Annotated in this window: 28 protein-coding genes; 11 read left to right on the top strand and 17 right to left on the bottom strand. The window is 38.3% G+C overall.

What is annotated here, in order from left to right; translation table 11 throughout:
• Positions 1-48: 48 nt before the first annotated feature.
• The 12 genes from CWD91_RS12140 to CWD91_RS12085 all read right to left on the bottom strand — a co-directional run bounded on the left by CWD91_RS12140 (position 49) and on the right by CWD91_RS12085 (position 11,596).
• Positions 49-1,104, bottom strand: a complete 1,056-nt coding sequence (locus CWD91_RS12140; protein ID WP_103441223.1) for a type III polyketide synthase — start codon at positions 1,102-1,104, stop codon at positions 49-51.
• Positions 1,097-1,822: a methyltransferase domain-containing protein gene (locus CWD91_RS12135; protein WP_103441222.1), complete on the bottom strand. Its 726-nt coding sequence runs from the start codon at positions 1,820-1,822 to the stop codon at positions 1,097-1,099. The genes CWD91_RS12140 and CWD91_RS12135 overlap by 8 nt, the downstream gene beginning before the upstream one ends.
• Complete coding sequence (locus CWD91_RS12130; protein ID WP_103441221.1) at positions 1,819-2,943, bottom strand: NAD(P)/FAD-dependent oxidoreductase; 1,125 nt, start codon at positions 2,941-2,943, stop codon at positions 1,819-1,821. The genes CWD91_RS12135 and CWD91_RS12130 overlap by 4 nt, the downstream gene beginning before the upstream one ends.
• Before the next feature lie 72 nt (positions 2,944-3,015).
• Positions 3,016-3,711 carry an OmpA family protein gene (locus CWD91_RS12125; protein ID WP_103441220.1) on the bottom strand — a complete coding sequence of 232 codons (696 nt, stop codon included), beginning with the start codon at positions 3,709-3,711 and terminating at the stop codon, positions 3,016-3,018.
• A 123-nt stretch (positions 3,712-3,834) separates the two neighbouring features.
• Positions 3,835-4,332, bottom strand: coding sequence for a lipocalin family protein (locus tag CWD91_RS12120; protein WP_103441430.1), 498 nt, complete (start codon positions 4,330-4,332; stop codon positions 3,835-3,837).
• Between the two features lie 352 nt (positions 4,333-4,684).
• A complete protein-coding gene (locus CWD91_RS12110; protein ID WP_103441218.1) occupies positions 4,685-5,062 on the bottom strand; it encodes a hypothetical protein in 378 nt (125 codons plus the stop codon).
• A gap of 2 nt (positions 5,063-5,064) precedes the next feature.
• Complete coding sequence (locus CWD91_RS12105) at positions 5,065-5,484, bottom strand: GreA/GreB family elongation factor (protein ID WP_103441217.1); 420 nt, start codon at positions 5,482-5,484, stop codon at positions 5,065-5,067.
• A gap of 22 nt (positions 5,485-5,506) precedes the next feature.
• A complete protein-coding gene (locus CWD91_RS12100) occupies positions 5,507-6,790 on the bottom strand; it encodes a Glu/Leu/Phe/Val family dehydrogenase (RefSeq protein ID WP_103441216.1) in 1,284 nt (427 codons plus the stop codon).
• A gap of 10 nt (positions 6,791-6,800) precedes the next feature.
• A complete protein-coding gene (locus tag CWD91_RS22695; protein WP_157943773.1) occupies positions 6,801-6,968 on the bottom strand; it encodes a hypothetical protein in 168 nt (55 codons plus the stop codon).
• A gap of 182 nt (positions 6,969-7,150) precedes the next feature.
• The gene (locus tag CWD91_RS12095) at positions 7,151-8,485 is read right to left on the bottom strand and encodes a sigma-54-dependent transcriptional regulator (protein WP_103441429.1); all 1,335 of its coding nucleotides are present in this window, start codon (positions 8,483-8,485) and stop codon (positions 7,151-7,153) included.
• 4 nt (positions 8,486-8,489) lie between these two features.
• A complete protein-coding gene (locus CWD91_RS12090) occupies positions 8,490-9,581 on the bottom strand; it encodes a sensor histidine kinase (protein ID WP_103441215.1) in 1,092 nt (363 codons plus the stop codon).
• A 38-nt stretch (positions 9,582-9,619) separates the two neighbouring features.
• Positions 9,620-11,596 (bottom strand): alpha-ketoacid dehydrogenase subunit alpha/beta, encoded by a 1,977-nt coding sequence (locus CWD91_RS12085; RefSeq protein WP_103441214.1) that lies wholly within the window; start codon positions 11,594-11,596, stop codon positions 9,620-9,622.
• A gap of 128 nt (positions 11,597-11,724) precedes the next feature.
• Here CWD91_RS12085 and CWD91_RS12080 point away from each other — a divergent pair, with 128 nt between their 5' ends.
• The 6 genes from CWD91_RS12080 (at position 11,725) to CWD91_RS12055 (ending at position 16,656) form a co-directional block, all read left to right on the top strand.
• Positions 11,725-12,675, top strand: coding sequence for an isopenicillin N synthase family dioxygenase (locus CWD91_RS12080; protein WP_103441213.1), 951 nt, complete (start codon positions 11,725-11,727; stop codon positions 12,673-12,675).
• Between the two features lie 76 nt (positions 12,676-12,751).
• Positions 12,752-13,357, top strand: a complete 606-nt coding sequence (locus tag CWD91_RS12075) for a DinB family protein (protein ID WP_103441212.1) — start codon at positions 12,752-12,754, stop codon at positions 13,355-13,357.
• A gap of 110 nt (positions 13,358-13,467) precedes the next feature.
• Positions 13,468-13,797, top strand: a complete 330-nt coding sequence (locus CWD91_RS12070; RefSeq protein ID WP_103441211.1) for a translation initiation factor — start codon at positions 13,468-13,470, stop codon at positions 13,795-13,797.
• 73 nt (positions 13,798-13,870) lie between these two features.
• A complete protein-coding gene (locus tag CWD91_RS12065) occupies positions 13,871-14,803 on the top strand; it encodes a DUF1835 domain-containing protein (RefSeq protein ID WP_103441210.1) in 933 nt (310 codons plus the stop codon).
• Between the two features lies 1 nt (position 14,804).
• On the top strand, positions 14,805-15,674 hold the full coding sequence (locus tag CWD91_RS12060; RefSeq protein ID WP_103441209.1) for a nucleoside phosphorylase: 870 nt from the start codon (positions 14,805-14,807) through the stop codon (positions 15,672-15,674).
• A 130-nt stretch (positions 15,675-15,804) separates the two neighbouring features.
• Entirely contained in the window at positions 15,805-16,656 is an 852-nt protein-coding gene (locus tag CWD91_RS12055; protein ID WP_103441208.1) for a substrate-binding domain-containing protein, read from the top strand.
• Between the two features lie 43 nt (positions 16,657-16,699).
• On the opposite strand, the gene CWD91_RS12050 is transcribed toward CWD91_RS12055, so the two are convergent.
• Both CWD91_RS12050 and CWD91_RS12045 read right to left on the bottom strand, forming a co-directional pair.
• Positions 16,700-17,116, bottom strand: a complete 417-nt coding sequence (locus CWD91_RS12050; protein ID WP_103441207.1) for a response regulator — start codon at positions 17,114-17,116, stop codon at positions 16,700-16,702.
• A 224-nt stretch (positions 17,117-17,340) separates the two neighbouring features.
• Positions 17,341-18,006 carry a uracil-DNA glycosylase gene (locus tag CWD91_RS12045; protein ID WP_103441206.1) on the bottom strand — a complete coding sequence of 222 codons (666 nt, stop codon included), beginning with the start codon at positions 18,004-18,006 and terminating at the stop codon, positions 17,341-17,343.
• 254 nt (positions 18,007-18,260) lie between these two features.
• Here CWD91_RS12045 and CWD91_RS12040 point away from each other — a divergent pair, with 254 nt between their 5' ends.
• From CWD91_RS12040 to CWD91_RS12030, 3 genes are read left to right on the top strand one after another with little or no spacing between them, the layout of a single operon-like run.
• Positions 18,261-18,803: an RNA polymerase sigma factor gene (locus CWD91_RS12040; protein WP_394335722.1), complete on the top strand. Its 543-nt coding sequence runs from the start codon at positions 18,261-18,263 to the stop codon at positions 18,801-18,803.
• A 33-nt stretch (positions 18,804-18,836) separates the two neighbouring features.
• The gene (locus tag CWD91_RS12035; RefSeq protein WP_103441205.1) at positions 18,837-19,355 is read left to right on the top strand and encodes a hypothetical protein; all 519 of its coding nucleotides are present in this window, start codon (positions 18,837-18,839) and stop codon (positions 19,353-19,355) included.
• Entirely contained in the window at positions 19,345-19,797 is a 453-nt protein-coding gene (locus CWD91_RS12030; protein ID WP_157943772.1) for a hypothetical protein, read from the top strand. The genes CWD91_RS12035 and CWD91_RS12030 overlap by 11 nt, the downstream gene beginning before the upstream one ends.
• 183 nt (positions 19,798-19,980) lie before the next feature.
• Here CWD91_RS12030 and CWD91_RS12025 read toward each other — a convergent pair whose 3' ends face one another.
• Complete coding sequence (locus tag CWD91_RS12025) at positions 19,981-21,012, bottom strand: WD40/YVTN/BNR-like repeat-containing protein (RefSeq protein WP_103441203.1); 1,032 nt, start codon at positions 21,010-21,012, stop codon at positions 19,981-19,983.
• Between the two features lie 71 nt (positions 21,013-21,083).
• On the opposite strand from CWD91_RS12025, the gene CWD91_RS12020 reads away from it, so the two are divergent.
• Positions 21,084-22,301, top strand: a complete 1,218-nt coding sequence (locus CWD91_RS12020; protein ID WP_103441202.1) for an RsmB/NOP family class I SAM-dependent RNA methyltransferase — start codon at positions 21,084-21,086, stop codon at positions 22,299-22,301.
• A gap of 71 nt (positions 22,302-22,372) precedes the next feature.
• On the opposite strand, the gene CWD91_RS12015 is transcribed toward CWD91_RS12020, so the two are convergent.
• Together CWD91_RS12015 and CWD91_RS12010 are read right to left on the bottom strand one after the other, a co-directional pair.
• Complete coding sequence (locus tag CWD91_RS12015; RefSeq protein ID WP_103441201.1) at positions 22,373-22,813, bottom strand: hypothetical protein; 441 nt, start codon at positions 22,811-22,813, stop codon at positions 22,373-22,375.
• 99 nt (positions 22,814-22,912) lie between these two features.
• Entirely contained in the window at positions 22,913-24,724 is a 1,812-nt protein-coding gene (locus CWD91_RS12010) for an acyl-CoA dehydrogenase (RefSeq protein ID WP_103441200.1), read from the bottom strand.
• Positions 24,725-24,915: 191 nt separating this feature from the next.
• On the opposite strand from CWD91_RS12010, the gene CWD91_RS12005 reads away from it, so the two are divergent.
• Positions 24,916-25,782 (top strand): cation diffusion facilitator family transporter, encoded by an 867-nt coding sequence (locus CWD91_RS12005; RefSeq protein ID WP_103441199.1) that lies wholly within the window; start codon positions 24,916-24,918, stop codon positions 25,780-25,782.
• Positions 25,783-25,798 lie beyond the last annotated feature (16 nt).

The raw sequence follows: 25,798 nt of genomic DNA, 5'->3' as shown, positions 1-25,798 counted from the left end.
TTGACTTTAATATCACAAATATTGAAAACCTCTTGTTCCAAGCTTAAATCACCATTCCAGCAATATCCGTTGTGCAGAGAATCCAGGGCCAAAACTTAGCAATAAACCTTGCTCCCCCTTCGGGATTTCCTTGTCCATAAAGCGCTCCAAAACATAAAGTACTGTTGCGCTGCTCATATTACCATACAATCTGAGTGTTTCCCGGGTATCGTCCAAATCCTTGCCCAACTTACCAAAGAGGCTTTCCACTGTCTCCACAATTTTCTTTCCCCCAGGGTGAAATATTAAATGGTCCACTTTTTCAATAGAACTACCATTGCGCTCCAAAAAAGGATGTATTATAGCCTGGAAATGTTCAGAAATAACCTGTGGTACCATGGGGTCTAAAATCATTTTTAGTCCAGAATTGGTCAAATCAAAACCCATTAAATGTGTAGCGTCTGTAAAATGGTACATTTCTTCACCAACTATTCTAGGGCCAGAAGCATCTTTTTCAGAGGAAACCAATACACATGCGGCTCCGTCACCAAATATTGCGGCACTTACCACATTCGCCATAGAATAATCATTGAGCTGAAATGTGGCAGTGGGACTTTCCACAGCCACTATGGCCGCTCTTTTTCCAGGATTGGATTTTAAAAAATTGCTAGCGTAAATTAAACCTGACACTCCAGCTGCGCAACCCATCTCCGTAACGGGCAAACGAACAATATCTTTTCTAAGATCCAAATCATTTATAAGATATGCATCCAAGGAAGGAATCATGATTCCTGTACAACTAACTGTTATTATATAGTCTAGACTGTCCGGATCCCAACCGCTCTTGGCCAAGGCCTGTTCCAAAACCTTCCTTCCCAGTTTCTTTACCTCACGGATATAAACGTTATTCTTATCTTCAAAAGAAGTGGCACCAAAAACCTCTTCAGGGCTCATAATACTGTATCGTTTATCTACCGCTGCCCCTTCAAAAATTTTAATAACTTTCCTCTGAAACCGTGTATCCTGTCCCTTCATCCATTCTTCCACAAAAGGTATAATATCCTTTGTGTTTCTGTAGTATGCTGGCAATGCTTTGGTAACCGCAACTATCCTGGTCTCACTCATATGGTATATCTTTTTTCCTATTTCGTATTATCCACAGATACCGAAACGCCCATCTCCAACTTATATGATGTTCCAAATTGGGCAGATTATTGGAGAAAGCAATTAAGTCTGTCTTCGTAAATGCGCTTTGTATGGAAACCAAACCATCATGCTTCGCAATCTTTGTCTTCATAAAAATAAGGCTAAAGAGTTTATAAAGATAATAGGACATTCTACTTCTTTGCAAATCATTTATAACGACTCCCAATCTGCTAAGTTTTACAAATTGATTGAGAAAAGTTGGTATGGCGTCGGTATCAAAATGATGCATGGTCAAGGTGCAAAGAAGAATATCACATTGCAATTTGTTGGCTTCCAACGCCAGAATATCCTGTTCGAAGAATCTTATATTAGGATACTCCTTGGAATTTTCCTTAGCCAATTGAACGGACCTTGCATTTAAATCGATCCCAATTAGAGTTAACTCAAAGGATCTGCCCTTAAAATAAGAAGCAACTTTTCTCAACATGGCCCCATCCCCACAGCCCATATCCAAAATGGTATAGGAATTTTGGGGGTTTTCTGTAATGATTCTTTCCATAGCTCTCAAGGAATGGAAAAACCCTTGCAAAACTTCATTGACCTTATTTATGTCAGCATAAACTTCCTGCAATAGAAGTGCATCTAAATTGGAATCATCCATTAGCTCCCTCTCGGAACTACGGTTCGAAAAATTCATTGACCTTCAATTATTTGTCCATGTGTGCTCTTAATAAGCTTATTCACCAAGTATGGAGATTTAGCCAATATACCCATGGCCATATTTGAGATTTTTTCGTTCAGCAAGGCACTTTGAAGCTGCCTGCCCATCCAGAGTCTCCTGGAAAACATTTGCTTCCATTGTCTTTCATAGTCCCTTTCCAATTTATGACGATCAACAGAATTATTCTTAATATAATCGTGAATGGATTCCGAGGCAATTTTAGCACCATGAATCGCCATGGCCATGCCATTTCCGCATAAGGGGTGTATTAGGCCAGCGGTATCCCCACACATAAGGATATGTTTTTCCACAGGTTTCTTTTTATAAAATGAAATCTGGCCAATGGCCTGTGGTTGGGCAAATAGCATCTCAGCATTATTTAGGAATAAATTTAAATAGGGATTCTTGGCTATAACATTCTTATTAAAACAATCAACATCCTTCTCTTTTTTAAAGCTTTCATAGGAAACCAGATAACAAAAATTAACGGCCCCGCTCTCCGTCTTGGACAGACCACCGTAACCGCCCCTAAAATTATGGATTGCCACTAGATTATTTGGAAAGGAATCCAACTTATAATGAGCCTTTATCCCCAACCAAGGTGATTTTTTCTGAATAAATTCGCGCTGCAATTCCTTATCCAACATCCCTCTTTTACCATAAGCGCCAATGACAAATTTGCTGGTATATTCCGTGCCCGACTCTGTCAAAACGCTAAAATTGTCGCTTTCAAATCCTACAGAGGTTGCATTTTCCTGAATAACCAGTACCCCCAAGGCAATTGCCCTCCTATATAATAGGTAATCAAAAGTATACCTGCTTAGACCAAAGCCCCCCAATGGCAACTGGGCCTTTAAAGTTTTGCCATTTACGGTACTAAACAACATTTCATTGATCTGAACAGTTCGAGGCAATGAAACCCCTAAGAATTCCATATATGGTAACACTTCGTTTGAAATATACTCTCCACAAACTTTGTGATGGGGATATTGCCTAGCTTCAAAAACAGCAACTTTATAATTTTTTAGTTTTAAATGTATGGCAGCCGTTAATCCCGCCAGACCCCCTCCAACAATTATGATATCAAAAGAATCCATTAAGAAAAGGTACAGAAAATAAACAAAAAACCCGACGAATATCGCCGGGTTTTATATAAGGTGTAAGCTGTTTTATTGTTTGGCTTTCATAAGCGCCTCTTTTTGCAAGGCCTCATTGGCTACAATAACTAGTTCTACTCTACGGTTTTTAGCTTTTCCAGCGGCGGTGCTGTTATCAGCTTTAGGCTGTGCCTCACCATACCAAGCTGTGGTTAATCTATTTTTGGAGATTCCGTTGCCTGTTAGGTAATTTGTAACTGACTGTGCCCGTTGCTTTGATAAATTTAGATTGTATTCATCTGATCCCGCACTATCGGTATGACCTTCAACTAAAATATTGGTATCAGGATATTCTTTTAAAATACCTACCATTCGGTCCAATGTTGTTGCGGATGTACCTTTAACATCGGATTTGTTGGTGTCAAAATAAACACCGGCATCCTCATTAAAAGTTACATTAATTCCTTCACCTACTCTAGTAACCTCGGCCCCTGGAATCTCTTCTTCAATACGTTCTGCCTGGCGGTCCATTCTGTCGCCTATATAACCACCGGCAACACCACCTACCACAGCGCCGATTATGGCGCCTAAGGCTGTATTACCTCCCTTTCCTACATTATTTCCTAAAACACCACCTATAACTGCGCCACCGGCGGCACCTGTCGCTGCCCCTCTTTGCTTATGGTTGGTGTTCTTAACCGCTTGACAGCTACTGAATGTAACTAATATCAACATTATGGACAATCCACTTACTATTATCTTTTTCATCTTATTTTAATATTTATTATTTGTTAGTCCCTCTTATTGGGGTCACATACCTCTATCTATACAGAAACTATGCCAATCGCCACTGGTCCCGATATGTATATAAAGGTGTTTTGGAAATTGTTTTTATAATGTTTGGTCATTTTTGGAAAAGTCGTACACAACGGTCATCGGTTGTCCCTCTACAGTAACTTTTGAAGTCAACCTCATTTGTTGATCGCTCAGCAGTTCAATATCCAACCTATACCCTAGTCCGCCGGATATATCCTTGTATTTATCATCGATGAATTTAAATTGCAATTGACTTGACATACCTTGTCTATCAACAACGGACCAGCGGATAAAGCGTTCTGCTCCATCGCAATTACTACTGTTTCCCAACATGTAGCTGCCAGTACTGTTATTATTTCTAAAAAACCAGGTACTGCCCTCAAAACAAGAGGCATCGGCGTCATTAAATAATACGGATTTAAATTTCCCCTGACTTCCTTGATAGGAAACATTGTTTAAAATCCAATTACCACTTAAAACATTCCTATCCTGTCTTGCCGCCTTGGAAACGGAACAGGACGTAACAAGACTAGCTGTAAACACTAGCAATAATATAATTTTTTTAAAATGCATAATTTTCATATTTATAATTTGAACATATATACGTTGAAACTGGAAAAAAAGTATGTGTCAGGAATTAATAATATCAACATAAAAACTAAAACCTTCAACCTCAGTATTCTTGCCTTACATATTAATTTCAAAACTATCGTAATTGGGAACAATTAGTTTGCTCCAAAAGAAATTTTATTGACTTTACCGAAGTGCGGTCAGTCAAAAATGCAAAAGGCTCTATCTGTTCGGCCCCTTGACAAACAAATTGGAATTCTCTAAAAAAAACAAGGGAAAGCATTGCTTTCCCTTGTGCATTAACAGCCAAAAACTCTAATATTAAAACCAACAAACAGACTGTTAACAACCAACATTATAAATCCATCAAAATCATTGTATATAGTTCTTCCTTTAATTTATGAAAAGACTCCAAAATGGTCGTATATAATTTACGGTACTCCTCATGCTTGTTTATATAGTAAATATCACATTCCATATCTTCACATTCATGCAAATTCACCATGGAATTCTTATATCTATAAAAAACGCCCAAATGCAATTTGTTTTCCAAAGCCAATTCATCTAGTTTATTTATTGTTTCATCGCCATTGGACAACTTCTTAGCTATATTTTTTAAAATCTCAAGTTCACCGACATTGCCTACAAGATGCACGATCCAATTGTTTAACTCCAGTGCATCTTTTTTGGCAATTAACCTATTATCCGAATCATGCTCATAAAATACCTCCATAATTACAATAAAATATCAGAGTTAATAGGACTATGTTGTTGTTTTACATCGGCAACTTTGAGGGTTTGTTCCCCATTTCTAAACTCCCAAATAATATCGTCTCCTTTGGCATACCCAATAACTGCCGCACCCATAGGGGTTAAAATGGATATTTTACTATTTTTAAAATCTCCCTGTGATGGAATTACCAACTGAAATTGTTTGGACCATCCGTTAACTGCCTGTATAGTTACCATAGAATTAAATCTTATAACATCTTTAGGCATTTCTTCCTCATTATAAACCCTTGCGGATGTTAACTCCTCGGTTAGCTTATTAATGGAATTCTTATAGGTATTATCCGTATAAAACCCGGATACATTTACCAAACGCTTTAAAAGGACGAATTCTTTCTCTTCCAACACTAAATTTCCGTACTTCATAATATTTTGATTTTATAATAATTTATGGAAATATTCCTCTTTGAACATAGGCCTTTTCTATTCGTTCTATAGCAATGATATAGGCTGCTGACCTCATATCCCCATCTCTTTTTTCGGCCATTTCATATACCCTTTCAAAGACTTCCTTCATTTTTTTTTCCAACTTTAACATTACTTCTTCCAATTGCCATAACTCCCCATTTCTATTCTGTAGCCATTCGAAATAACTACCTATGACTCCTCCGGAGTTACAAAGAATATCCGGTATTATTCCAACACCGTTTTTAAGCAAAATTTCCTCGCCCTCCGCATCGGTAGGGCCATTTGCTCCCTCTGCAATTAGAAAAGCCTTGATCTTGCCGGCATTTTCGGCTGTGATTTGATTGCCTAGTGCCGCTGGTATACAGATATCGCAATCCAATTCGAAAAATTGGTCTTTTTCAACTGCTTCTCCCGAGCTGTAGCCAACAATACTACCTTTATTGGTTTGCATATACTGAAACAATTTGGACACTTCCATCCCATTTCTATTTGTAATGCTGCCATAAGCGTCTTGTACACCCACCAATTTGGCTCCTTCGCTTTCAAGAAAATGGGCGGTCCAATAACCTACATTACCAAAGCCCTGTACTATGAACCTTTTATTCCTCAGGTCCACTTTTTTCTTTTCGGCCCACAATTTTATATTTAGGAAAACTCCATAGCCCGTAGCCCTATCCCTACCTTCCGATCCACCGGACCCCAAAGGTTTTCCTGTAACCACGTGCTGATTTTTAGACCTTTCCGCAGGGGATTTGGTGGACATATAAGTATCCACGATCCAAGCCATGGTTTGCGAATTGGTATTCACATCTGGAGCAGGTATATCGTGCTCCGGACCAATATTGTCGCCTAGGGCATAGGTAAATCTTCTTGTGATCCTTTCCAATTCCGCATTGGAATATTTTGAAGGATCAATCTGTATTCCTCCTTTTGCTCCACCATAGGGCAGACCCGCCAAGGATGTTTTCCAGGTCATCCACATGGCTAAGGCTTTTGCCGCATCTATGTCCACCGTTGGGTGATAACGCAGCCCTCCTTTATAGGGCCCCAAGGCGTTATTGTGCTGTACTCGGTATCCCGTAAAAACTTCAACATCGCCATTATCCATTTTAACTGGGAAATGTATAAGCAGTTCATTATTGGTAATACTGAGTATTTTTCTAATATTACTGTTTAAATTAATAATATCGGCGGCATGGTTGAATTGACGCATCACGTTTTCCAACATGCCCTGTTTCGACTCTGTTTTCGACTTTGTAATCATAAAATTCTGTTTAGAACAATCCAACTCCCCATTTGAAAACCAATTGACCACTGTTGGCCACTACTCCTGAATCCGCTGATTCATATTCGTTACATTGCCAAATATCGGCCTTGTTTTTGGTGAGCACGCAAGTTTTAAAATACTCACAACTCGGACATAAACTAGTTTCAACACGCATAGGAGTTTTATTTAGAAATACATTGAGGGCAAGTAGAATGCCAGAAATTTAAAAAAGTGCTTTAAAAGCACATAAAAACTTGCTAATCAACATATTGACCTGCAAACATAAAAAATTACTTGAAGAAAATTATGGGATATATTCCTCAGATGGGTAATATTTACCCACCCAATTAAAAGGAATTAATGAATTTTTTGACGTAGTGTCTTGCGATCTATCTGTAGTATCTCCGCTGCCTTGGATTTATTTTGGCCTGTTGCTTCCAGAACCTTTAAAATGTACTTTTTTTCAACTTCCCTTAACGGTAGTAGGTCGTCTTCCGGAAAATCTATTTTATACTTCAAATTATCCGGTAAATTGGCTATTTCGATTCTTTTATCGCACATAATTACCGCTCTTTGAATTACGTTTTCCAACTCCCTGATATTTCCCGGCCACGGATAACGTTCCAAGAGCGCTACGGCTTCGGGAACAATGGTAACCAACCTATCCTTATACTCCACACCATATTTAAACAAAAACTTGTCGACCAATAAAGGTATGTCCTCTTTGCGCTCCCTGAGCGAAGGCACATTTATCTCCACCACTGTTAATCTATAATAAAGGTCTTCCCTGAACAATTTCTTCTGTACTTGGGAGTACAAATTACTATTAGTGGCCGCAATGACCCGAATATCTATTTTTTCAGTTTTTTGGGATCCTACTTTTGCGACCTCTTTTTCCTGAAGCGCCCGTAACAATTTGGATTGGACAGCAAGTGAGGCATTACCTATTTCATCCAAAAAAAGAGTACCCTTGTCGGCGGCTTGAAAAAACCCGTTTCGATTTTCATTGGCACCCGTAAAAGCTCCTTTGGCATAACCAAAAAGCTCAGCCTCCAAAAGGCTTTCAGGAATAGCCCCACAATTTACAGCGATAAAAGGGGCTCTGGAAAATTTCCCTGTATAATGTACAGATCGGGCCACCAATTCCTTGCCAGTACCGCTTTCCCCTTGAATCAATACAGTGGCTTTGTTGTCTTTCACCCTATCTATAATATCGGTCACCTTTTTTATGGCCTGTGACTCCCCTATTAATTCACCGTAATCACCAAAACTATTATTATTGGAGGTTAAACTATTTCTGGAGCCTTCATTATTTGCAGAATTGTGTGAGAAAGATTTTATGACCGCCTCCCTTAATTCCTCCTTGGTGAAAGGTTTTACCAAGTAATCCAAGGCCCCTGATTTTATTACGCTCAGCGCATCGTTTACCGATGGGTAACCCGTAACCACCAATTTCGGTAACCTTGGATAATGTTCGGAAACATACTTAACCAACTGCAATCCATCCACATCGGGCATCTTAAGATCGGTAATCAAAAGGTCTATTTTGGAATCTTTAAGGATGGTCAAGGCTTCCTTGACGGAAACGGCCTTGTAGCTATGATAATTAAAGGATTGTAGGTGTCTATGAATAAGCTCCAATATATTTACATCATCGTCTACGATCAATACGTTCTCTTTGTTAAAACCCATAATTCTAATTTTTTGGAAAAACAATGGTAAATATAGTTCCTTTAGGTTTGTTGGACCTGTAGCTTATAACGCCTTTATGACTTTTTACTATTCCGTGCACAACACTTAAACCCAAACCAGAACCTTCCCCAACCGGCTTGGTACTATAAAAAGGTTCAAAAATCTTATCACTAATTCTCGGGTCAATGCCAGGTCCTTCATCCGAAATTCTAATTTCTACATTATTAACCGTTTCCTTTATATCGATTAGAATCTTTCCCTTGGCCGGAGAAAAATATATGGCATTAAGTATCAAATTAAAAATAACCTGGGTCAATTGAATGGTATCTACCCGTAGAAATATGGATTGTGAATTAAAATTGAGTTCCCAAACAATTTTCTTTTTGTCAAGACTAGGTTCCATTAAGTTAATGGCATTGGTAATTATTGGGTTTATGTTCACCAAAGTCATTTGCTGTGGCATCTCACAGGCGAAGAACATTAATTTTTTAACCACCTCCCTGGAGAATATGGCATTATTTATAATTTTATCAAGGTCCTTGTTAGCTTGGGTGTCCTCCGCTATACGAGTTTTTAATAATTCTGAAAAACCCAATATGTTGGCCAAGGGGGTATTTAGCTCATGGGCAATACCAGCGGTAATTTCACCTAAAATACCTAGACGGTCCGCCCTTTCCATTTTACGTTTTATAATTATCTCGTTGTCCTTTATCTGCTTCCTCTCCAAAAGATTACCTACTTCCAGACAAACATTTTTCAGTAATTTTTTTTCTTCCTGCAAAAAATCGGTTATACCATATTTTGACTTGGGATATGCTACATGGATTGCCCCAACCTTCCTATTAAATACCTGTACTCCGGCCTCCAAGGAAACGGCATCAACTGGGTAGTTCGTTGTGGCCATATTGTATTGATCAGAAATGAGCTTTACTTGTGCCACATCGCTAAAACGCCAAGCTTTCTGCAAACAATATAAAATACCTTTTAGGGCATCTTCAATTTGGTCATAGTCACAGTTAACAATTATTGAAGTTACTTCATATAAACAAGTAAGCTCCTTTATTCGCTCCTTGAGTTTTTCTTCCGCTGTAATCATTCTTCCGTACTATAAATTGTTTTAGGTCTTGAATATTTTTAATAGGCTAACAAACTTAATAACTCATGTGCAAATCGTTCCTTGGGCAAATAATTATTTTCCAAATTTCTAGCAAAAGGAATTGGAGTCTCCAAACTGGCCACCCGTTTTACTGGAGCATCCAGGAATTTAAAACAGTTTTCCATTACCAGTGCGGAAATGTCACTCGCCACACCTCCAAACAGACTATCTTCCTGTAAGATAATAAGTTTACCCGTTTTTTGAACGGAAGTGTAAATTGCCTCCATATCCATGGGCTGTAAGGTTCTTAGGTCCAAAAGATCGGCTTTTATATAAGGATTGTCATTTAAGGTTTCCATGGCCCAATGCACCCCTAATCCATAACTAACCACTGTAATGTCCGAGCCTTCTTTTATAAGGGCGGCTTTACCAAATGGTATGGTGTAATAATCCTCTGGTACTTCTTGGTAAATACTCCTATAAAGTCCCTTATGTTCAAAAAACAATACTGGATTGGGATCGTTTATGGAAGTCGCCAACAAACCTTTCGCATCATAGGGAAAAGCTGGATATACCACTTTTAAACCTGGGGTTTTTGTAAACCAGGCCTCGTTGGTCTGGGAGTGAAACGGGCCTGCACCCACCCCGGCCCCACAAGGCATCCTTATAACGACATCGGCATTTTCTCCCCAGCGGTAATGTACCTTGGCCAAATAGTTTACGATAGGATTAAATCCGGTACTTACAAAATCTGCAAATTGCATTTCCATCACCGATTTTACACCGTTTATTGAGAGTCCCATTGCCGCTGAAACCACAGCTGATTCACATATAGGGGTGTTTCTCACCCGTTCTTTCCCGAAGGTCTCCACAAAACCCTCTGTAATTTTAAAAACGCCTCCATAATCCGCAATATCCTGGCCCATAACTACAAGGTTATCATGCCTATCCATGGATTGTTTCAGCCCTTGGGACACAGCATCTATCAATCTAATATTACTTGAAGTGGAACCATGATTATATTGCTGATAATCAAAGCCCTTATAAACATCATTTAATTCTTTGGTTTGATCTACTTCAATTTCCTGCTCCGCAAAAGCCTTCTTCAGATCATAGTCAATTTCAGCATATATTTCATTTTTAAAAGTTTCTATCAAATGTGCGGAAAGAATATTTTCTGCTAGAAGAAATTTTTCAAAATTTACGATCGGATCTTTTTCCTGCCAAGCCTCCAATAATTCCTGGGGCACATACTTGGTTCCGCTCGCCTCTTCATGGCCTCGCATCCTGAAGGTTTTAAATTCCAACAAAACAGGCCTTGGGCTTTTGCGCATACTTTTGCAAATCTCATCAACCTTGGAAAATACTTCCATTATATTGTTACCGTCCAAGATATGTGATTCCATCCCGTAGCCTATACCTTTATCCGCCAAGTTCTCACATTTATATTGTTCATTTGTTGGTGTGGACAGTCCATAACCATTATTTTCAATACAAAACAATACAGGCAAATCCCATACGGCAGCAAGATTTAAAGACTCATGAAAATCGCCCTCGCTAGTGCCTCCCTCTCCGGTAAAAACCGCAGTTACCTTCTTACTGTTTTTCAGAAGGTCTGCAAGTGCAATCCCATCCGCCACACCCAACTGGGGCCCCAAATGGGAAATCATCCCCACTATTTTATACTCCTGGGTCCCGAAGTGAAAACTTCTATCCCTGCCATTGGTAAAGCCATTGGCTTTTCCCTGCCATTGGGAAAAAAGTCGGTACAGAGGTATGTTGCGTGTTGTAAAAACCCCAAGATTACGGTGCATTGGCAGTATATACTCATCCGAAGTCAACGCACTTGCCACTCCAACCGATATTGCCTCCTGTCCAATACCACTGAACCATTTTGAAATTTTACCTTGGCGAAGGAGAATCAGCATTTTTTCCTCAATCAACCGGGGTTTTAACATTCGTTGATAAAGTTTTAATTGCATGGCCTTATCAACACTATCGCCTTTATATTGCATGTTAGGTTTTTATACTTTTTATCTATATTATTTTATAAATGTAACAAATCGGAAAAACAAAGTCGAATATTTTTTCAAGAAGATTGCCTATATATTTATTAACTTTGATGTAATAAAAAATAAGGTTGATGAGCGCAATACCCAGTGTAAATCTTGAAGATTTCATATCCGGCGATGAAAAAAGAAAAGAAAAATTTATAAAGGAATTAGGCAAGGCCTTTGAGGACATTGGCTTCGTGGCTTTGAGCGGTCATTTTTTGTCCGAAAAATTGGTCGAGGATCTATATGCCGAAATAAAGAATTTCTTTAATCTTCCACAGGAAGTCAAGGACAAATATGAAATTCCCGGCATTGGCGGGCAAAGGGGGTACACTTCATTTGGAAAGGAACATGCCAAAGGAAGAAAGGAAGGCGATCTAAAGGAATTTTGGCATTTTGGCCAATATGTAGAGAACAATCCTAAATTGGAAAAGGAATATCCGGCCAATGTAATGGTCAAGGAATTGGACCATTTTGATGAGACTGGTAAGAAAACCTATAAAATGTTGGAAAAAACGGCGAAATATGTTTTACGTGCGCTGGCCCTGCATTTGGACCTTGATGAAACTTATTTTGATGAATATATTAAAAATGGCAACTCCATTTTAAGGCCTATACACTACCCACCAATCAAGCAGGAACCAAAAAATGCTGTAAGAGCTGCGGCCCATGGCGATATTAACTTAATTACCCTTTTAATGGGAGCCCACGGAAAGGGCCTTCAGGTGAAAAATCACGAAGGTGAATGGATAGATGCCATAGCCAGACCAGATCAATTGATGATCAATGTAGGCGATATGCTATCCCGTTTAACCAACAATAAATTAAAATCCACCATACACCAGGTGGTTAATCCTCCCAAGGAGTTATGGGGCACCTCCAGATATTCCGTGCCCTTTTTTATGCACCCCATTAGCGAAATGCCATTAAATTGTTTGGAGAATTGTGTGGATGAAGCACATCCAAAACAATTTGAGGATATTTCTGCAGGGGATTTTTTACATGAACGACTGATTGACCTAGGCTTAATAAAGAAATAGATTAAGGTTAAGCCTTGCTTTATTATTGCCTAAGGAAGTACACAAGCTTGAGTATTAACATTTAAACGTGGACACTATGAAAAAATTAATTTTGCCAATTGTAGTATTGACAGTTTTAGCATTTGGTGTAGTTAAATCTACCCTTACAGATGCGGAGAGGGAATTTGCCGTTAAAGAAATGACAAAGTCCCATGATCATTTTTTAAATACAGTGGATGGACTGAGTGAGGCGCAGCTCAACTACAAAATAACCGATGACTCCTGGTCCATTGCAGAATGTGCAGAACATATCGCAATCTCCGAAAACATGATCTTTGGTATGCTTCAAGCCACTTTGGCAAATGAAGCGGATCCATCCAAACGCTCTGAAGTAAAAGTCTCCGATGAGCAATTAATTGCCATGATAGAAGATCGTAGTAATAAAGTAAAAACGGGAGAGGCTTTTGAACCATCAGGAAAATACGGTAGTTTTGAAGAAACAGTCGCAGAATTCAAATCCAAAAGAAGGGAACATATAGATTATGTAAAAAGTACCCAGGATGATCTGCGAAATCGCTATCAACAGCTGCCGTTTGGTACGGTTGATGCCTATCAAATTCTTCTTTTTATGTCAGGCCATACGGAAAGACATATAAAACAAATGGAAGAAGTAATGGATGACGAGGATTTTCCAATGGAATAAATTGTGCAATTACTGGATAACAACCCATTCCTACAAATTGACGTTTGGAAAAGAATGGGTTTTTATTTTTGGCCTGTAATACTATTTTAGTATAATATTTAAAACTTACAATGGACTTAAAAGATCAATTAAAGAATCTATTTCCGGACCACACGCCATCGGAAGATGACCAAAAAAAAAGTATAGAAAATAATATTTGGCTACAGGAGGCCCCTATTATATGCAAGTATGAAAAAAGGAAGGGAAAACCCATTACCATTTTAGAGGGATACACGGGAGCCGATGAGGATTTTAAAAAATTAGCCAAGGAACTGAAGACAAAGCTTAGTGTAGGTGGAAGCTTCAAAGACGATTCCATTATCATACAAGGCGATTATAGGGATAAAATAATGAAACTATTGCAAGAAAAAGGATTTAAGGTAAAACGCGTTGGAGGTTAGATTTTTGTTAATTATTTTTTGATTTTAAGATAAAACACTACATTTATTAGCCACAACCTAAACCACCACTACAATGAGTTCCCAATTACACATTACGAACGGCGACATGTTCACCCAAAAATTAAGAGCCCTGAAATTGGACGGGGAAATTATTACATGGCGAGAAATGCTGTGCGAAGGAAAGACGGAGACTAATGTGGGGAGCGAATCATTTTGGAAAACGAGGTTTGAATTTTTAAATAAAAACTATAAAGTATCCAAGTCTTGGTTCATTGATAAGACCTTAAAAGAATACCGTAGCCTATGTAATCACAAAAAGGAAGACAGTATTGTTCTGTGGTTCGATTACGATCTATTTGACCAAATAAATATGTTGGCCGTTATAAGTTGGCTAAAAACACATAGGCCTTATGCCGAAATTTCCTTGGTATCCGGTAACGAGGATGATAATTTGGACAATCTATTTGGGTTAGGGGAATTGGCAGATGAACAATTGCACAAATTTTACACCAATCGTACCCTTTTAACGCAGGACGATATAGAATACGCCGATTATGTTTGGCAATTGTATTGCAGTGACAACCCTATTAGATTGGAAAATTTAAAGGACTTCGACAGTTTTCAATTTTCCCACCTTTCTGGGGCAATCGAAGCCCATTTGTTGAGATTTCCAACCATTAGAAATGGACTCAATGAAGTTGAGAATAATATTTTGCGATTGGCCCGTAGCGCCAAGCCTAAAACCAAGCTCGAATTACTGAATACGGTTCTAAAAAATCAAGGCCGATATGGTTTTGGCGATACCCAATATGAGCGGGTGATAACAAAATTAAAGCCACTTTTTACCAATTTCAACCCAGTTAAACTTTCAAAAAAGGGTATGGAGATTTTGGAAGGGAAAACCAGCTATTATTCCTGTATCCAGGAAAATGATGCTTATTTGGGTGGTGCGTTAAAATATAATTTCCTTTATAACTCTGAAACGGAACGCATATTAAAATTATAAAATGAGATTTGGTTCTTCAGAGCTAATTATTAACGCTGACAAAAGCGTTTACCACCTTAATATTTTACCCCAGGATCTAGCAGATACCGTAATCACAGTTGGCGACCCCGATAGGGTAGAACGCGTTTCCCAATATTTTGATAAGATCGACGTAAAAAAAGGAAAGCGTGAATTCCTTACCCATACCGGATGGTTAAACCAAAAACGAATTACCGTTATTTCTACTGGGATTGGGACTGACAATATAGATATTGTGCTGAATGAGTTGGATGCCTTGGCAAACATAGATTTTGAGACTAGGACTATTAAAAGGGTCAAAAGGCAATTGGATATTATCCGAATCGGCACTTCCGGGGCCATACAACCAGATATTCCCTTAAACTCTTTTCTGATGAGCGAGTACGCTATTGGATTGGATAGTCTATTGCATTTCTATGACAGTTCCCATATTCAAAATCCACAGATACAACTAGCATTTTTAAAGCATACCAATTGGCTTAAGGATAAGTCCACACCTTATGTGGTTACCTATGACAAATCCTTGGCAGAAAGATTTATTTCTGATAAAATCCGTCTGGGAATTACCGCTACAAATGTTGGCTTTTATGGGCCACAAGGCCGTATTTTACGCCTAAAACTGGAAGATGAAAATATGAATGCCAAATTGGCCAGTTTTAATTATGACGATATGCGTATCACCAATTTGGAAATGGAAACCTCTGGTATTTACGGTTTGGCAAAACTATTGGGACATAGGGCCGTTTCCTTGAACTGTATTGTTGCAAACAGGTCCAATGGTAAGTTTTCCTTAAGACCGGATTCGGCAATGGACGAATTAATTAATTATGCAATGAACAAAATAGTGGAATAATTTAAAGTTTGACATCACTTAAATTATTGATTATGGAATCTTTACGATGTGTGATTTGCAATATTAGATATAAGGTGAATTGAGGAATAACACTAAGAAATGATGTTGACCAACTCTAAAAATTGTTGATTTGAAAAATGTAAATATTATTGGTGTTCCCGAACACTTTAATTTTCCTTGGCAGCTGGCAATCGAAGAAGGAGCTTTCGAAGATAGGGGCATAAACTTGCAATGGAAAGATATTCCGGAAGGAACCGGTAAAATGGCACAATTATTAAAGGACAATGAAACCGATTTGGCCATTATCCTGACCGAAGGGATCGTAAAAAGTATTACCGAGGGCAATCTTTCGAAAATAGTACAGGAATACATAGCTACTCCCCTCTTATGGGGCATCCACGTAGCTGAAAAAAGTAGCTACAGCACTTTAAAAGATTTAAGAAATAAATCCGTAGCCATAAGTAGATTTGGGAGTGGTAGTCATTTAATGGCTTACGTAAATGCCCAAAACCAGGGTTGGGATACCAAAGATCTAAAATTTGAGGTGATCAATAACCTGGATGGTGCGGTGGCTTCTTTAACAGAAGGTAAGTCAGATTATTTTATGTGGGAAAGATTCACCACAAAACCGTTGGTGGACCAAGGCATATTTAGAAGAATTTCGGATTGTCCTACGCCATGGCCTTGTTTTGTAATTGCCGCGACCGATAAATTTATAGCGGAAAATTCTGGCACCTTGGCACATATTCTAGAGATAATTAATGTATATACTTCCGATTTCAAACGAATACCCAGCATAGACCGTACTTTGGCCAATACCTACAACCAGAAGTTGGATGATATACAACATTGGCTGTCCCTAACCGAATGGGGACAAAAGAATATTGGTCAGCACAATTTGGAATTGGTACAAAATACCTTGTTGGACTTAAAACTCATTGATAGGATAGTTCCCTGTACTGAGATAATATTCCATTCATAATTAAAGGGAGTTAGGATTTTTAACTTTACATCCTAGCTAACTTTTAATTGTGGAAATAGGACTGAATTATGCTTCTAAAGTTTATATCGGACAAAGGCTTGTGAAGGCACTCTTTTACTTGGGGATTTGACAAAGCCCTGTAGGTTACTTCTTCACATCCATTGGCAGTTAATACAGCTATAACTATCTTTTCTTTTTCTTCCTCTCTAAAAAGGATATTGAAAGCCTCCAAAAATTGCCAACCATTCATAACTGGCATTTCAATGTCCAGTATCAATAGGAAACTTCCTTGGTCTATATCACTAATATTTTTCTCTATGTAATCTAAGGCTCTATGTCCGTCCGTAACTGAATCTATTTCCAGATCCGGAATAAGTTTTTTTAAAAAAAGTTTATTTAGCATATTGGTCGTTCCGTCGTCGTCAACCAATAACACCCATTTTAATCTAGTAGAATTCATTAACTTTTTAATGTTTAAAATCAAAAGTGCTTTTTTAAATTATTTGAAATCGATTTAACAAAAAGTACAAATATAGATTTAGTTAACAGTACATGTACACTTTTGAATAAAAAAATCATATAAATATAATATTGTTACATCGTATTAAGAAATTAGACATTTTGTAGCCGTTGACCCTTGTATACCAAACGGTTTTATTTAAAAATCAGTTTTCAAAACGCGGATTACCAGTTAATTGGGCGTTTTTTATTTTCCAATAATATTTTATTCGTTTTACTAAAATGCTTGTTGCCGAACCAATACCCCCTGTTTGCGCTCAATGGGGAAGGATGTCCGGAAGTTAAAATATAATGCTTTTTGGCATTTATTAATTTAGCCTTTTTCTTTGCAAAACCGCCCCATAACAGAAATATCAGGCCCTCTTTTTCTTCCGATAAATTCTGGATCAGCTTGTCTGTAAAAACCTCCCACCCTTTGTTTTGGTGACTACCAGCTTCATGCGCCCGAACGGTCAGGGTAGCATTAAGCAATAAAACCCCTTGGTCCGCCCAAGGCTCCAAATTACCACTGTTAGGATATGGGATTCCCAGGTCCATTTCCATTTCTTTAAAAATATTGACCAAAGAAGGCGGGTGTGCCACACCTTCATTAACCGAAAAACAAAGTCCGTTGGCCTGCCCAGGACCGTGATATGGATCCTGCCCAAGTACAACCACTTTGGTATCCATAAAGTGACAATGGTCTAAAGCTGCAAAAATATCGATTTCGCCAGGGTAACAAGTCTGCCCCTTATATTCCTCTTCAATGAAACTGATCAAGGATTTAAAATATGGTTTGTTAAACTCATCGGACATAAGTCTATTCCAGCTATAATGTAAGTTGAATATCACCTATTACATTAATTTTAAGGATTATAATTTATTACATTCTCGAATTAATTAGTGCTCCATTAGTCTCTATTGACAAGGAATAACTCCAAAAATAGTTAAAATTGAAGATAATTATCAATAAATAGTATTAAATAAGAAAATAGAATAGTCATTGATCTTGATTACCTTAGATATCAAAATGAAAGAATTAATGTAGTTGGTAATAAACCTTTTATAATTTTTATAGTCCTATAATGGAACTTAAGTCCAAAATGTTGATTGCGGAAGAAACTTTAGTAATACAATTAAAACAAAAAGACCATCAGGCTAAAGCTTTTGAGGTGTTGGTTAACACCTACAAGGAACGTTTATATTGGCATATCAGAAGAATTGTTTTAAACCATGACGACACCGATGATGTCTTGCAAAATACTTTTATTAAGGTATTTCGCAATATAGATGGCTTTAAAGGTGACAGCAAATTGTATTCTTGGATGTATAGGATTGCAACCAATGAGGCCCTGACATTTTTGAAATCCAAATCACAAAAACTTAGGATCAGCAATGAGCAAATAGCAAATAAGGCGGTTGAAGATTTACGGGCGGATGTCTATTTTGAAGGCGATGAAATTCAATATAAATTGCAATTAGCCATTGCCTCACTTCCTGAAAAGCAAAAATTAATCTTTAATATGAAGTATTTTCAGGAATTGAAGTATGAAGAAATTTCGGAGATTTTAGACACCACCGTAGGAGGGTTAAAAGCCTCCTATCATTTGGCTTCAAAAAAGATCGAAGCTTTTTTAAAAGAAAATTAAACCTTTTATATTGTTCAAGGTCAAACTATTGAAATGAATAAAATAGATAAAAATAACAGCTTTAAAGTACCGGATGGTTATTTCGATACCCTATCTGCCCATATTATGGACAAGATTTCCAAGGAGGAAACTTCAATGTCTTCAAGTAAAGGATTTAAAGTACCTGAAGGTTATTTTGATCATCTAAACACCCAAATTTTACAAAAACTGGAAAATTCACCGGTGGAGACGAAAGTAATCCCCCTCAAGTCCTATAAAAAGCACCTATATGCAGTTGCCTCCGTTGCAGCCGTATTATTGCTTTTCATCGTAATCCAATTCAATAGCGACAAACCGCTATCATATTCTGATTTGGCCAATTCCGATATTGAGCAATATTTTGAATTTAATGAGCTGGAGGTGTCCTCCTACGATTTGGCGGAAATATTACCTATAAGTGAAATGGACCTCAACGATATCCTGGAAAACAGACTTGACAATGATAATATTTTAGATTACCTGGATTCCCATATTGAAGATTTTGAAGAATTAAATTTACACAATGATGATTAGAAAACTAATAATACTAGCCCCTCTCCTATTCCTTGCAGCTACCTTAACACTAAGCTCTCAAGAAAAACAGGATTGGGAAAAAATAAAATCCCTTAAAGTAGCATTCATTACTGAAAAACTGGAGCTTACTCCTAAAGAAGCCCAAAGTTTTTGGCCCATATATAATGAGCATCAATCTATAAAAGAAGGTTTTTTCAGAGTAGAGCGCTTTGAAATAGGTGCCGAAATAAAAAATTTGGATGCCCTTTCCGACGCTAAGGCCAGTGCACTTCTTAGCCGCATGCAGGAGTTGGAGGTAGAAAAACACAAGGCGGAAAAGTCCTATATCGAAAAAATATCCAAAACCATTTCGGCAAAGAAGACCATTTTATTGATGCGTTCAGAGGAAGAATTCAAACGTCAATTGATAAAACAATACAGACAGAGAAGAGGCGGCAAATAGATTCTGCCGTTTCATGGCTTTTGAAAGTCAATAGCCTCAGGGCAATCCCATGAGCCATAGGATGGAAACTACTGATAACATTTCGTCGCCCGCATAAACCGTGCGGGAAGGGCAATTGTCGGAGCATTCAAATCTCACTTAGTTGTGAAAATTAGCGTTCCAACAACTAATACCATGAGGAGATTAATTAAAAATTAGTTTTGCAATTCTATTTTTCCCTGCCGCATATGCAATGGTATCATTAAGGAATCTCAAAGTGTAAAAAGACTCATCAGAAAGTTGTTTCCAAGTCTCTCCGGCATCATTGGAATAGGCAACCCCATTAAATCCTACGGCTATAAGGGATTTTCCTTTAGAATTTGGGACGAATTGCACACAGCTTCTATAGTCCGGTAGTTTTCCATTGGCAATCAGTTTCCATGTTTTACCACCATCCGTCGTAATGGCCTTATTGGCAGTATCTTTTTCCGGTTTCGTATAGTCTCCACCAAAGACAACACCTAAATTTTCGTCATAAAAATCAATGGAGTAAATACCCTGTGTTGGTTCCGAACTTTCTATTGGGGTTTTTATTACCGTCCAATTATAACCTTTATCCTCAGAGTAATACACATTTCCGTTCGTAGTAACTATCCAAGCCTTATTGCCCAACAATTTAATATTGGTATTACTTGCCGCAAAAGCTCCTTCTCCCGGTTCCGATTTGGGCAAGGAAGAACATGGTAGTTTATTCCAAGTATTGCCCCCATCCCTACTAATGATTAGTGAAAGACACCCATTCATACTATCTCCAATGGCAATACCCTCCTGATTGTTCCAAAAGGCCATGGCATCATAGAATACCTCATCGTCCTCTTCTTTGTAAACCAATTCCATATCTCCGCTATCCCCTGTCTTGTACAATAATGCCGGATTACCCACCGAAAGCATAAAAAAATCCAATTCATTTTGTGCAACAGCCCGGAATTCAGGTAGAATGCTATCATATTTTTGGGTATTGACCCGTACTTTATTGGTCTTTAGGTCTACCAATCCAAAAGCACCCTTATTGGCCGCGAATGCCATATTGCCATTGTCCATAATTTGTATAGCCCTAAAACTCAAAGAGTCCGTGTAAATGGTCTCCACTTCCACGGAATTAAACATACTCGTTTCTTCCTTTTGGGAACATGAGCTTAGAATGAAGGGTACAAGGATTACCAAATAGTTTCGCATGCTTATAATTTTCCCCAAAAATAATAGGAATAGGTTCTAATACAATACCTTTGCAATCTTAATTTTTTAAAATGCGATTACATAGAAATCTAGTGTTTGCGGTTGTTGATGCCTTAAATTATATATTTAATGAAGGGGAATATGCAGATAAAGTAGTAGAAAAAGTATTAAAATACGACAAGCGTTGGGGTGCCCGCGATAGAGGTTTTATTGCAGAAACCACTTATGAAATGGTACGCTGGAAGCGATTATATGCGGAGATTGCCGAAGTTAAGGCACCTTATAGTAGGCCTAACCTATTTAGAATGTTTGCCGTTTGGGCCGTTCTCAAAGGTATAAAACTACCGGATTGGAAACAGTTGGAACCTACGCCTGAAAGAAGAATCAAAGGAAAATTTGATGAACTGTCCAAAATCCGAAAATATAAGGAATCTGTTCCTGATTGGATGGACGAGCTTTGTGCCAAATCACTGGGAGAGGCATTATGGACCAAAGAAATTCATGCCCTAAATGAACAGGCAGAAGTAATCCTTAGGGTAAATACCTTAAAAACAACCAAGGATAGTTTAAGTAGTGTTCTCCACGAAGTCGGAGTGGAGACAGAATCCATAAAAGGATATCCGGACGCCTTACGCCTAAAGGAGCGTTCTAATGTATTTATAACCGAAGCCTTTAAAAATGGCTGGTTCGAGGTACAAGACGCCTCTTCCCAATTGGTAGCTCCCTATTTAGATGTTAAGCCTGGCCAACGTGTTGTAGACACCTGTGCCGGAGCTGGAGGAAAAACCTTGCATTTAGCAGCACTCATGGAAAATAAAGGCCAGCTGATCGCCTTGGACATCTACGGTAACAAGCTAAAAGAACTAAAGCGAAGGGCCAAACGAGACGGTGCCCATAACGTGGAAACAAGAACCATAGAATCTACCAAAGTCATTAAAAAGTTATACGACACGGCTGATAGGGTTCTAATAGATGCACCCTGTACTGGATTGGGGGTCCTAAAAAGAAACCCGGATGCCAAATGGAAACTACAACCAGATTTTTTAGATAAAATCATGGTTACCCAACAACAAATACTTCAGGATTACAGTCGCATTGTTAAACCTGGTGGCAAGTTGGTTTATGCCACCTGTTCCATATTGCCACAGGAAAATATACAGCAAGTGAAAAAATTCCTAGGCTCGGAAGCCGGTAAAGATTTCAATTTGATCAAGGATGACAATATTTATGCATGCAAAACTGGTTTTGATGGTTTTTACATGGCATTGTTGGAGAAAAACCCAGCTTAGTAGTTAAATTTACATACACACAAAAAGAGGCTGTCAATTCTAATTGACAGCCTCTTTTTACATTTTATATCTTATAATCCTATTCTAACGCTGGGTGCACTGACACCAATTCCAGTCCTTATCGTAGTTCTCCTAGGATAACTATTATAGCGATAGGAATCGTTATGGGTATAGTAGAAAGTGGCATGGCTATGATAATACTGACTGTGGTGACAATGGGCATCGCAATGATCTCTATGTTCTGCATAGGCATCCCTTTTACCTTTCATATAAGCCCTATGAGCCTTCTTATCCCTTTTTTTTAATCGCCTTTCATATTCCTTTTGTGATTCCCAGAATTCCTCTTCCTCTTGTTCAGCCAATTCCTGTGATTGCTCAAATTTGGCATCTTCCTTGGCCCTTTGTTCATAGTAGGAAAGTTTTTCCTGTTCAGTAGGTTCTACTTCCTGTGCTATTGTTCCTGCGGCGGTAAAAAGCATGACTGCCAAACCTAAAAATTGTAATCTTTTCATAACTTGATTGTTTTATTTAAACCGTGATTTTCAACACTGTTTGTATATAAAACAATCAACCCATGATTTACCCTACTTCATTGCGCCATAAAATAGTTCTTAAAAGACCTCTTTCTTGGATTTTATGGTAAGCACATCCGGATGCATCAAAGATTCCGCCAAGCTGCCCGTTTTGGGCAACTCGTATTTGAAATAGAATTTCATAGTGTGGACCTTGCTCTCATAGAAGGCTTTGGAATGGGTTTGCCCCCCTTCCTTCAGATTTCGTTGTGCATGCACCGCAATATCCAGCCATAACCAACCTAAAACGACGTGGCTTAAATATTCCATAAACAAATTTGCATCGGATAAATAACGCTCGTAGTTACCTTTTTTGGCAAAAGGCATTAAGAAATCCAAAACCTCTTTTGTCAATTTAATCTTGCCGCCCAATATTTTTGCCGAGGAACGCAATTCTTCATACTCCAACGCCACTGTTATAGTATTCAATATCTCAGTTAATAATAATTCCAAAGCCTTTCCATTGTCCATGGGAACTTTCCTTCCCAATAAATCCTGGGATTGTATTCCCGTGGTACCCTCGTAAATACTAAATATTCGGATATCTCTATAGTATTGCTGTAGAATAAAATCGGAACAGAAACCATATCCGCCCAATACTTGCATCCCATTGCTTACTGCTATGGAACCAGCCTCTGTAGGATAAGTTTTTACAATAGGAATGACCATTTCCAACAATAGACCGTACTTTTCCTTTTCTTCAAGATTTTTAGTGGATTGTATAATATCATAATATTTGGCGGCCAACAATACCAAACTCAATGACCCTTCGGCAATCGCTTTTTGTAACAAAAGCATGCGCCTTACATCTGGATGCTCAATTATTAAACAAGGTTTTTCATCGGGATCTTTTTTACCGTCACTGGATAGTTTTCGTCCTTGTGGCCGCTCATTGGCATACTCCAATGAAGCTTGATAGGCGGCCATACTAATTGCGGCACCCCCTCGCCCAACACTGATCCTGGCACTGTTCATCATTAAGAACATATATTTTAAACCCTTATGGGCCTTGCCTACCAACCATCCCTGACAATCGTCGTTATCACCAAATCCCAGATGTGTAGTGGAATATCCCCGCTGTCCCATTTTTTGAAAATCGGCTACCGTCACCACATCGTTCTTTGTTAAACTACCATCGGCTGCGACCCTAAATTTTGGTACTACAAATAAGGATATGCCCTTGGTTCCCGAAGGCGCACCTTCTATTCTGGCCAACAGAAGATGTACTATGTTTTCAGCATATTGATGATCACCACCTGAAATGAATATTTTTTGTCCGGATATCTTATAATAATCTTCTTCTGTTGGAGTTGCTTTGGAAGTTATATCCGATAAAGAGCTTCCTGCCTGGGGTTCGGTAAGGCACATGGTCCCGCCCCAGGCGCCGGACAGCATTTTAGGGACATAGGTTTCCTTGAGGGCATCATCGGCAAAATGAACTATTAATTCTGCCGCCCCTTGGGTTAAACCCGCATATCCTGGTAGATGGTTGTTGGCTGCTTCCTGTATATAGGCCGAGGCCGTATGTATTACAAATGGCAACTGCAAACCTCCAACCCCATAATCAAAAGGACCAGCTATAATTCCCATATCCCCACCTTTTTTCATCATTACATCTACCTGCTTATGTACCATAATGGTGCCATCCTTATAAATTGCCGGTGTTTCATCCATCTCCTTGAAGTAAGGAAATAATTCACGATCGGAAAACTCCTTTATAGAATTTATAAAAAGATCCAAGGAACCTTTGTCGTAATCTTGGTATCGTTCGGATGAGAGCAGTTCCTCCACCTCATGGACTTCGTATAACAAATATTTTAAAGTCGCGATATCTACATATTCTTTTGCCATGGTAAAATAATTAACTTGGTTAGTATAGATTACAATGTGTAATATACAATTTACTCTTCTAAAGAAAAATGAAAGTATTGTAATCTAGGTGGCCTAGCCTATAATATAAGTAAAATACAATTATGGATTCGTCTCCCAAAAAAAGCTGCATAAGTTTATTACCTTTAATTTTTATCCAGTTTAAGAATAGCATGAACAACGAGGAGTCGGCCATAAGAACCACATATTTCAGTATTGCTGGGAATATTGTTTTGGCAATAATTAAAGGCCTTGCTGGTTTTTTTGGCAATTCCTTTGCTTTGATCGCAGATGCCATTGAATCCACTACGGATATATTTTCCTCGCTATTGGTTTTGTTTGGACTTAAATATGCAAAGAGACCCGCAGATGAAAACCATCCATACGGTCATGGTAAAATTGAACCCTTGATTACTTTTTTGGTGGTAGGTTTTTTAATTACCTCCGCTACAATAATAGTCTATGAAAGCATTATAAACATATTAACCCCTCACAAAACACCAAAACCCTGGACTTTATTGGTCTTGGGGGCTATTATTCTATGGAAGGAAATTTCGTATAGGGTAGTATTAAAAAAAAGTATCCAAACCAACAGTTCCTCTCTAAAGGCAGATGCCTGGCATCATAGAAGTGATGCCATTACATCTGTTATGGCATTTATTGGGATATCAATAGCCTTGATTTTCGGCAAAGGTTATGAAACTGCGGATGATTGGGCTGCATTGGCCGCCGCCTTTTTCATTTTTTATAATGGCTATCTAATCTTTAGACCTGCACTTGGTGAAATAATGGACGAACATCTATATGATGACCTCATTGAGGAAATTCGTCAAGTTTCCTTGAAAGTTGAGGGCATTTTAGGAACAGAAAAATGTTTTATCAGAAAAGCTGGCACAAAATATCACGTAGACTTACATGCCTCGGTAAACGGAAGTATTTCAGTAAAAGAAGGACATGACCTGTCCCATAAGTTGAAGGATAGACTTCGTACCGATATACCCAATATCGGTCATGTTTTGATCCACATAGAGCCCAAATAAAAATTGAGCTGTTCAG

This window comes from Arenibacter hampyeongensis (assembly GCF_002909255.1).
GTDB classification, from domain to species: domain Bacteria; phylum Bacteroidota; class Bacteroidia; order Flavobacteriales; family Flavobacteriaceae; genus Arenibacter; species Arenibacter hampyeongensis.
The sequence above is the reverse complement of the archived record's forward strand: the minus strand, read 5'-3'. Positions and strand labels throughout refer to the sequence as shown.

Bases quoted from the DNA above. Each gene is read 5' to 3' on its own strand.
- CWD91_RS12140 (WP_103441223.1), bottom strand. From the start codon at position 1,104: ATGAGTGAGACCAGGATAGTTGCGGTTACCAAAGCATTGCCAGCATAC.
- CWD91_RS12135 (WP_103441222.1), bottom strand. From the start codon at position 1,822: ATGAATTTTTCGAACCGTAGTTCCGAGAGGGAGCTAATGGATGATTCC.
- CWD91_RS12130 (WP_103441221.1), bottom strand. From the start codon at position 2,943: ATGGATTCTTTTGATATCATAATTGTTGGAGGGGGTCTGGCGGGATTA.
- CWD91_RS12125 (WP_103441220.1), bottom strand. From the start codon at position 3,711: ATGAAAAAGATAATAGTAAGTGGATTGTCCATAATGTTGATATTAGTT.
- CWD91_RS12120 (WP_103441430.1), bottom strand. From the start codon at position 4,332: ATGCATTTTAAAAAAATTATATTATTGCTAGTGTTTACAGCTAGTCTT.
- CWD91_RS12110 (WP_103441218.1), bottom strand. From the start codon at position 5,062: ATGGAGGTATTTTATGAGCATGATTCGGATAATAGGTTAATTGCCAAA.
- CWD91_RS12105 (WP_103441217.1), bottom strand. From the start codon at position 5,484: ATGAAGTACGGAAATTTAGTGTTGGAAGAGAAAGAATTCGTCCTTTTA.
- CWD91_RS12100 (WP_103441216.1), bottom strand. From the start codon at position 6,790: ATGATTACAAAGTCGAAAACAGAGTCGAAACAGGGCATGTTGGAAAAC.
- CWD91_RS22695 (WP_157943773.1), bottom strand. From the start codon at position 6,968: ATGCGTGTTGAAACTAGTTTATGTCCGAGTTGTGAGTATTTTAAAACT.
- CWD91_RS12095 (WP_103441429.1), bottom strand. From the start codon at position 8,485: ATGGGTTTTAACAAAGAGAACGTATTGATCGTAGACGATGATGTAAAT.
- CWD91_RS12090 (WP_103441215.1), bottom strand. From the start codon at position 9,581: ATGATTACAGCGGAAGAAAAACTCAAGGAGCGAATAAAGGAGCTTACT.
- CWD91_RS12085 (WP_103441214.1), bottom strand. From the start codon at position 11,596: ATGCAATATAAAGGCGATAGTGTTGATAAGGCCATGCAATTAAAACTT.
- CWD91_RS12080 (WP_103441213.1), top strand. From the start codon at position 11,725: ATGAGCGCAATACCCAGTGTAAATCTTGAAGATTTCATATCCGGCGAT.
- CWD91_RS12075 (WP_103441212.1), top strand. From the start codon at position 12,752: ATGAAAAAATTAATTTTGCCAATTGTAGTATTGACAGTTTTAGCATTT.
- CWD91_RS12070 (WP_103441211.1), top strand. From the start codon at position 13,468: ATGGACTTAAAAGATCAATTAAAGAATCTATTTCCGGACCACACGCCA.
- CWD91_RS12065 (WP_103441210.1), top strand. From the start codon at position 13,871: ATGAGTTCCCAATTACACATTACGAACGGCGACATGTTCACCCAAAAA.
- CWD91_RS12060 (WP_103441209.1), top strand. From the start codon at position 14,805: ATGAGATTTGGTTCTTCAGAGCTAATTATTAACGCTGACAAAAGCGTT.
- CWD91_RS12050 (WP_103441207.1), bottom strand. From the start codon at position 17,116: ATGAATTCTACTAGATTAAAATGGGTGTTATTGGTTGACGACGACGGA.
- CWD91_RS12035 (WP_103441205.1), top strand. From the start codon at position 18,837: ATGAATAAAATAGATAAAAATAACAGCTTTAAAGTACCGGATGGTTAT.
- CWD91_RS12030 (WP_157943772.1), top strand. From the start codon at position 19,345: ATGATGATTAGAAAACTAATAATACTAGCCCCTCTCCTATTCCTTGCA.
- CWD91_RS12025 (WP_103441203.1), bottom strand. From the start codon at position 21,012: ATGCGAAACTATTTGGTAATCCTTGTACCCTTCATTCTAAGCTCATGT.
- CWD91_RS12020 (WP_103441202.1), top strand. From the start codon at position 21,084: ATGCGATTACATAGAAATCTAGTGTTTGCGGTTGTTGATGCCTTAAAT.
- CWD91_RS12015 (WP_103441201.1), bottom strand. From the start codon at position 22,813: ATGAAAAGATTACAATTTTTAGGTTTGGCAGTCATGCTTTTTACCGCC.
- CWD91_RS12010 (WP_103441200.1), bottom strand. From the start codon at position 24,724: ATGGCAAAAGAATATGTAGATATCGCGACTTTAAAATATTTGTTATAC.
- CWD91_RS12005 (WP_103441199.1), top strand. From the start codon at position 24,916: ATGAACAACGAGGAGTCGGCCATAAGAACCACATATTTCAGTATTGCT.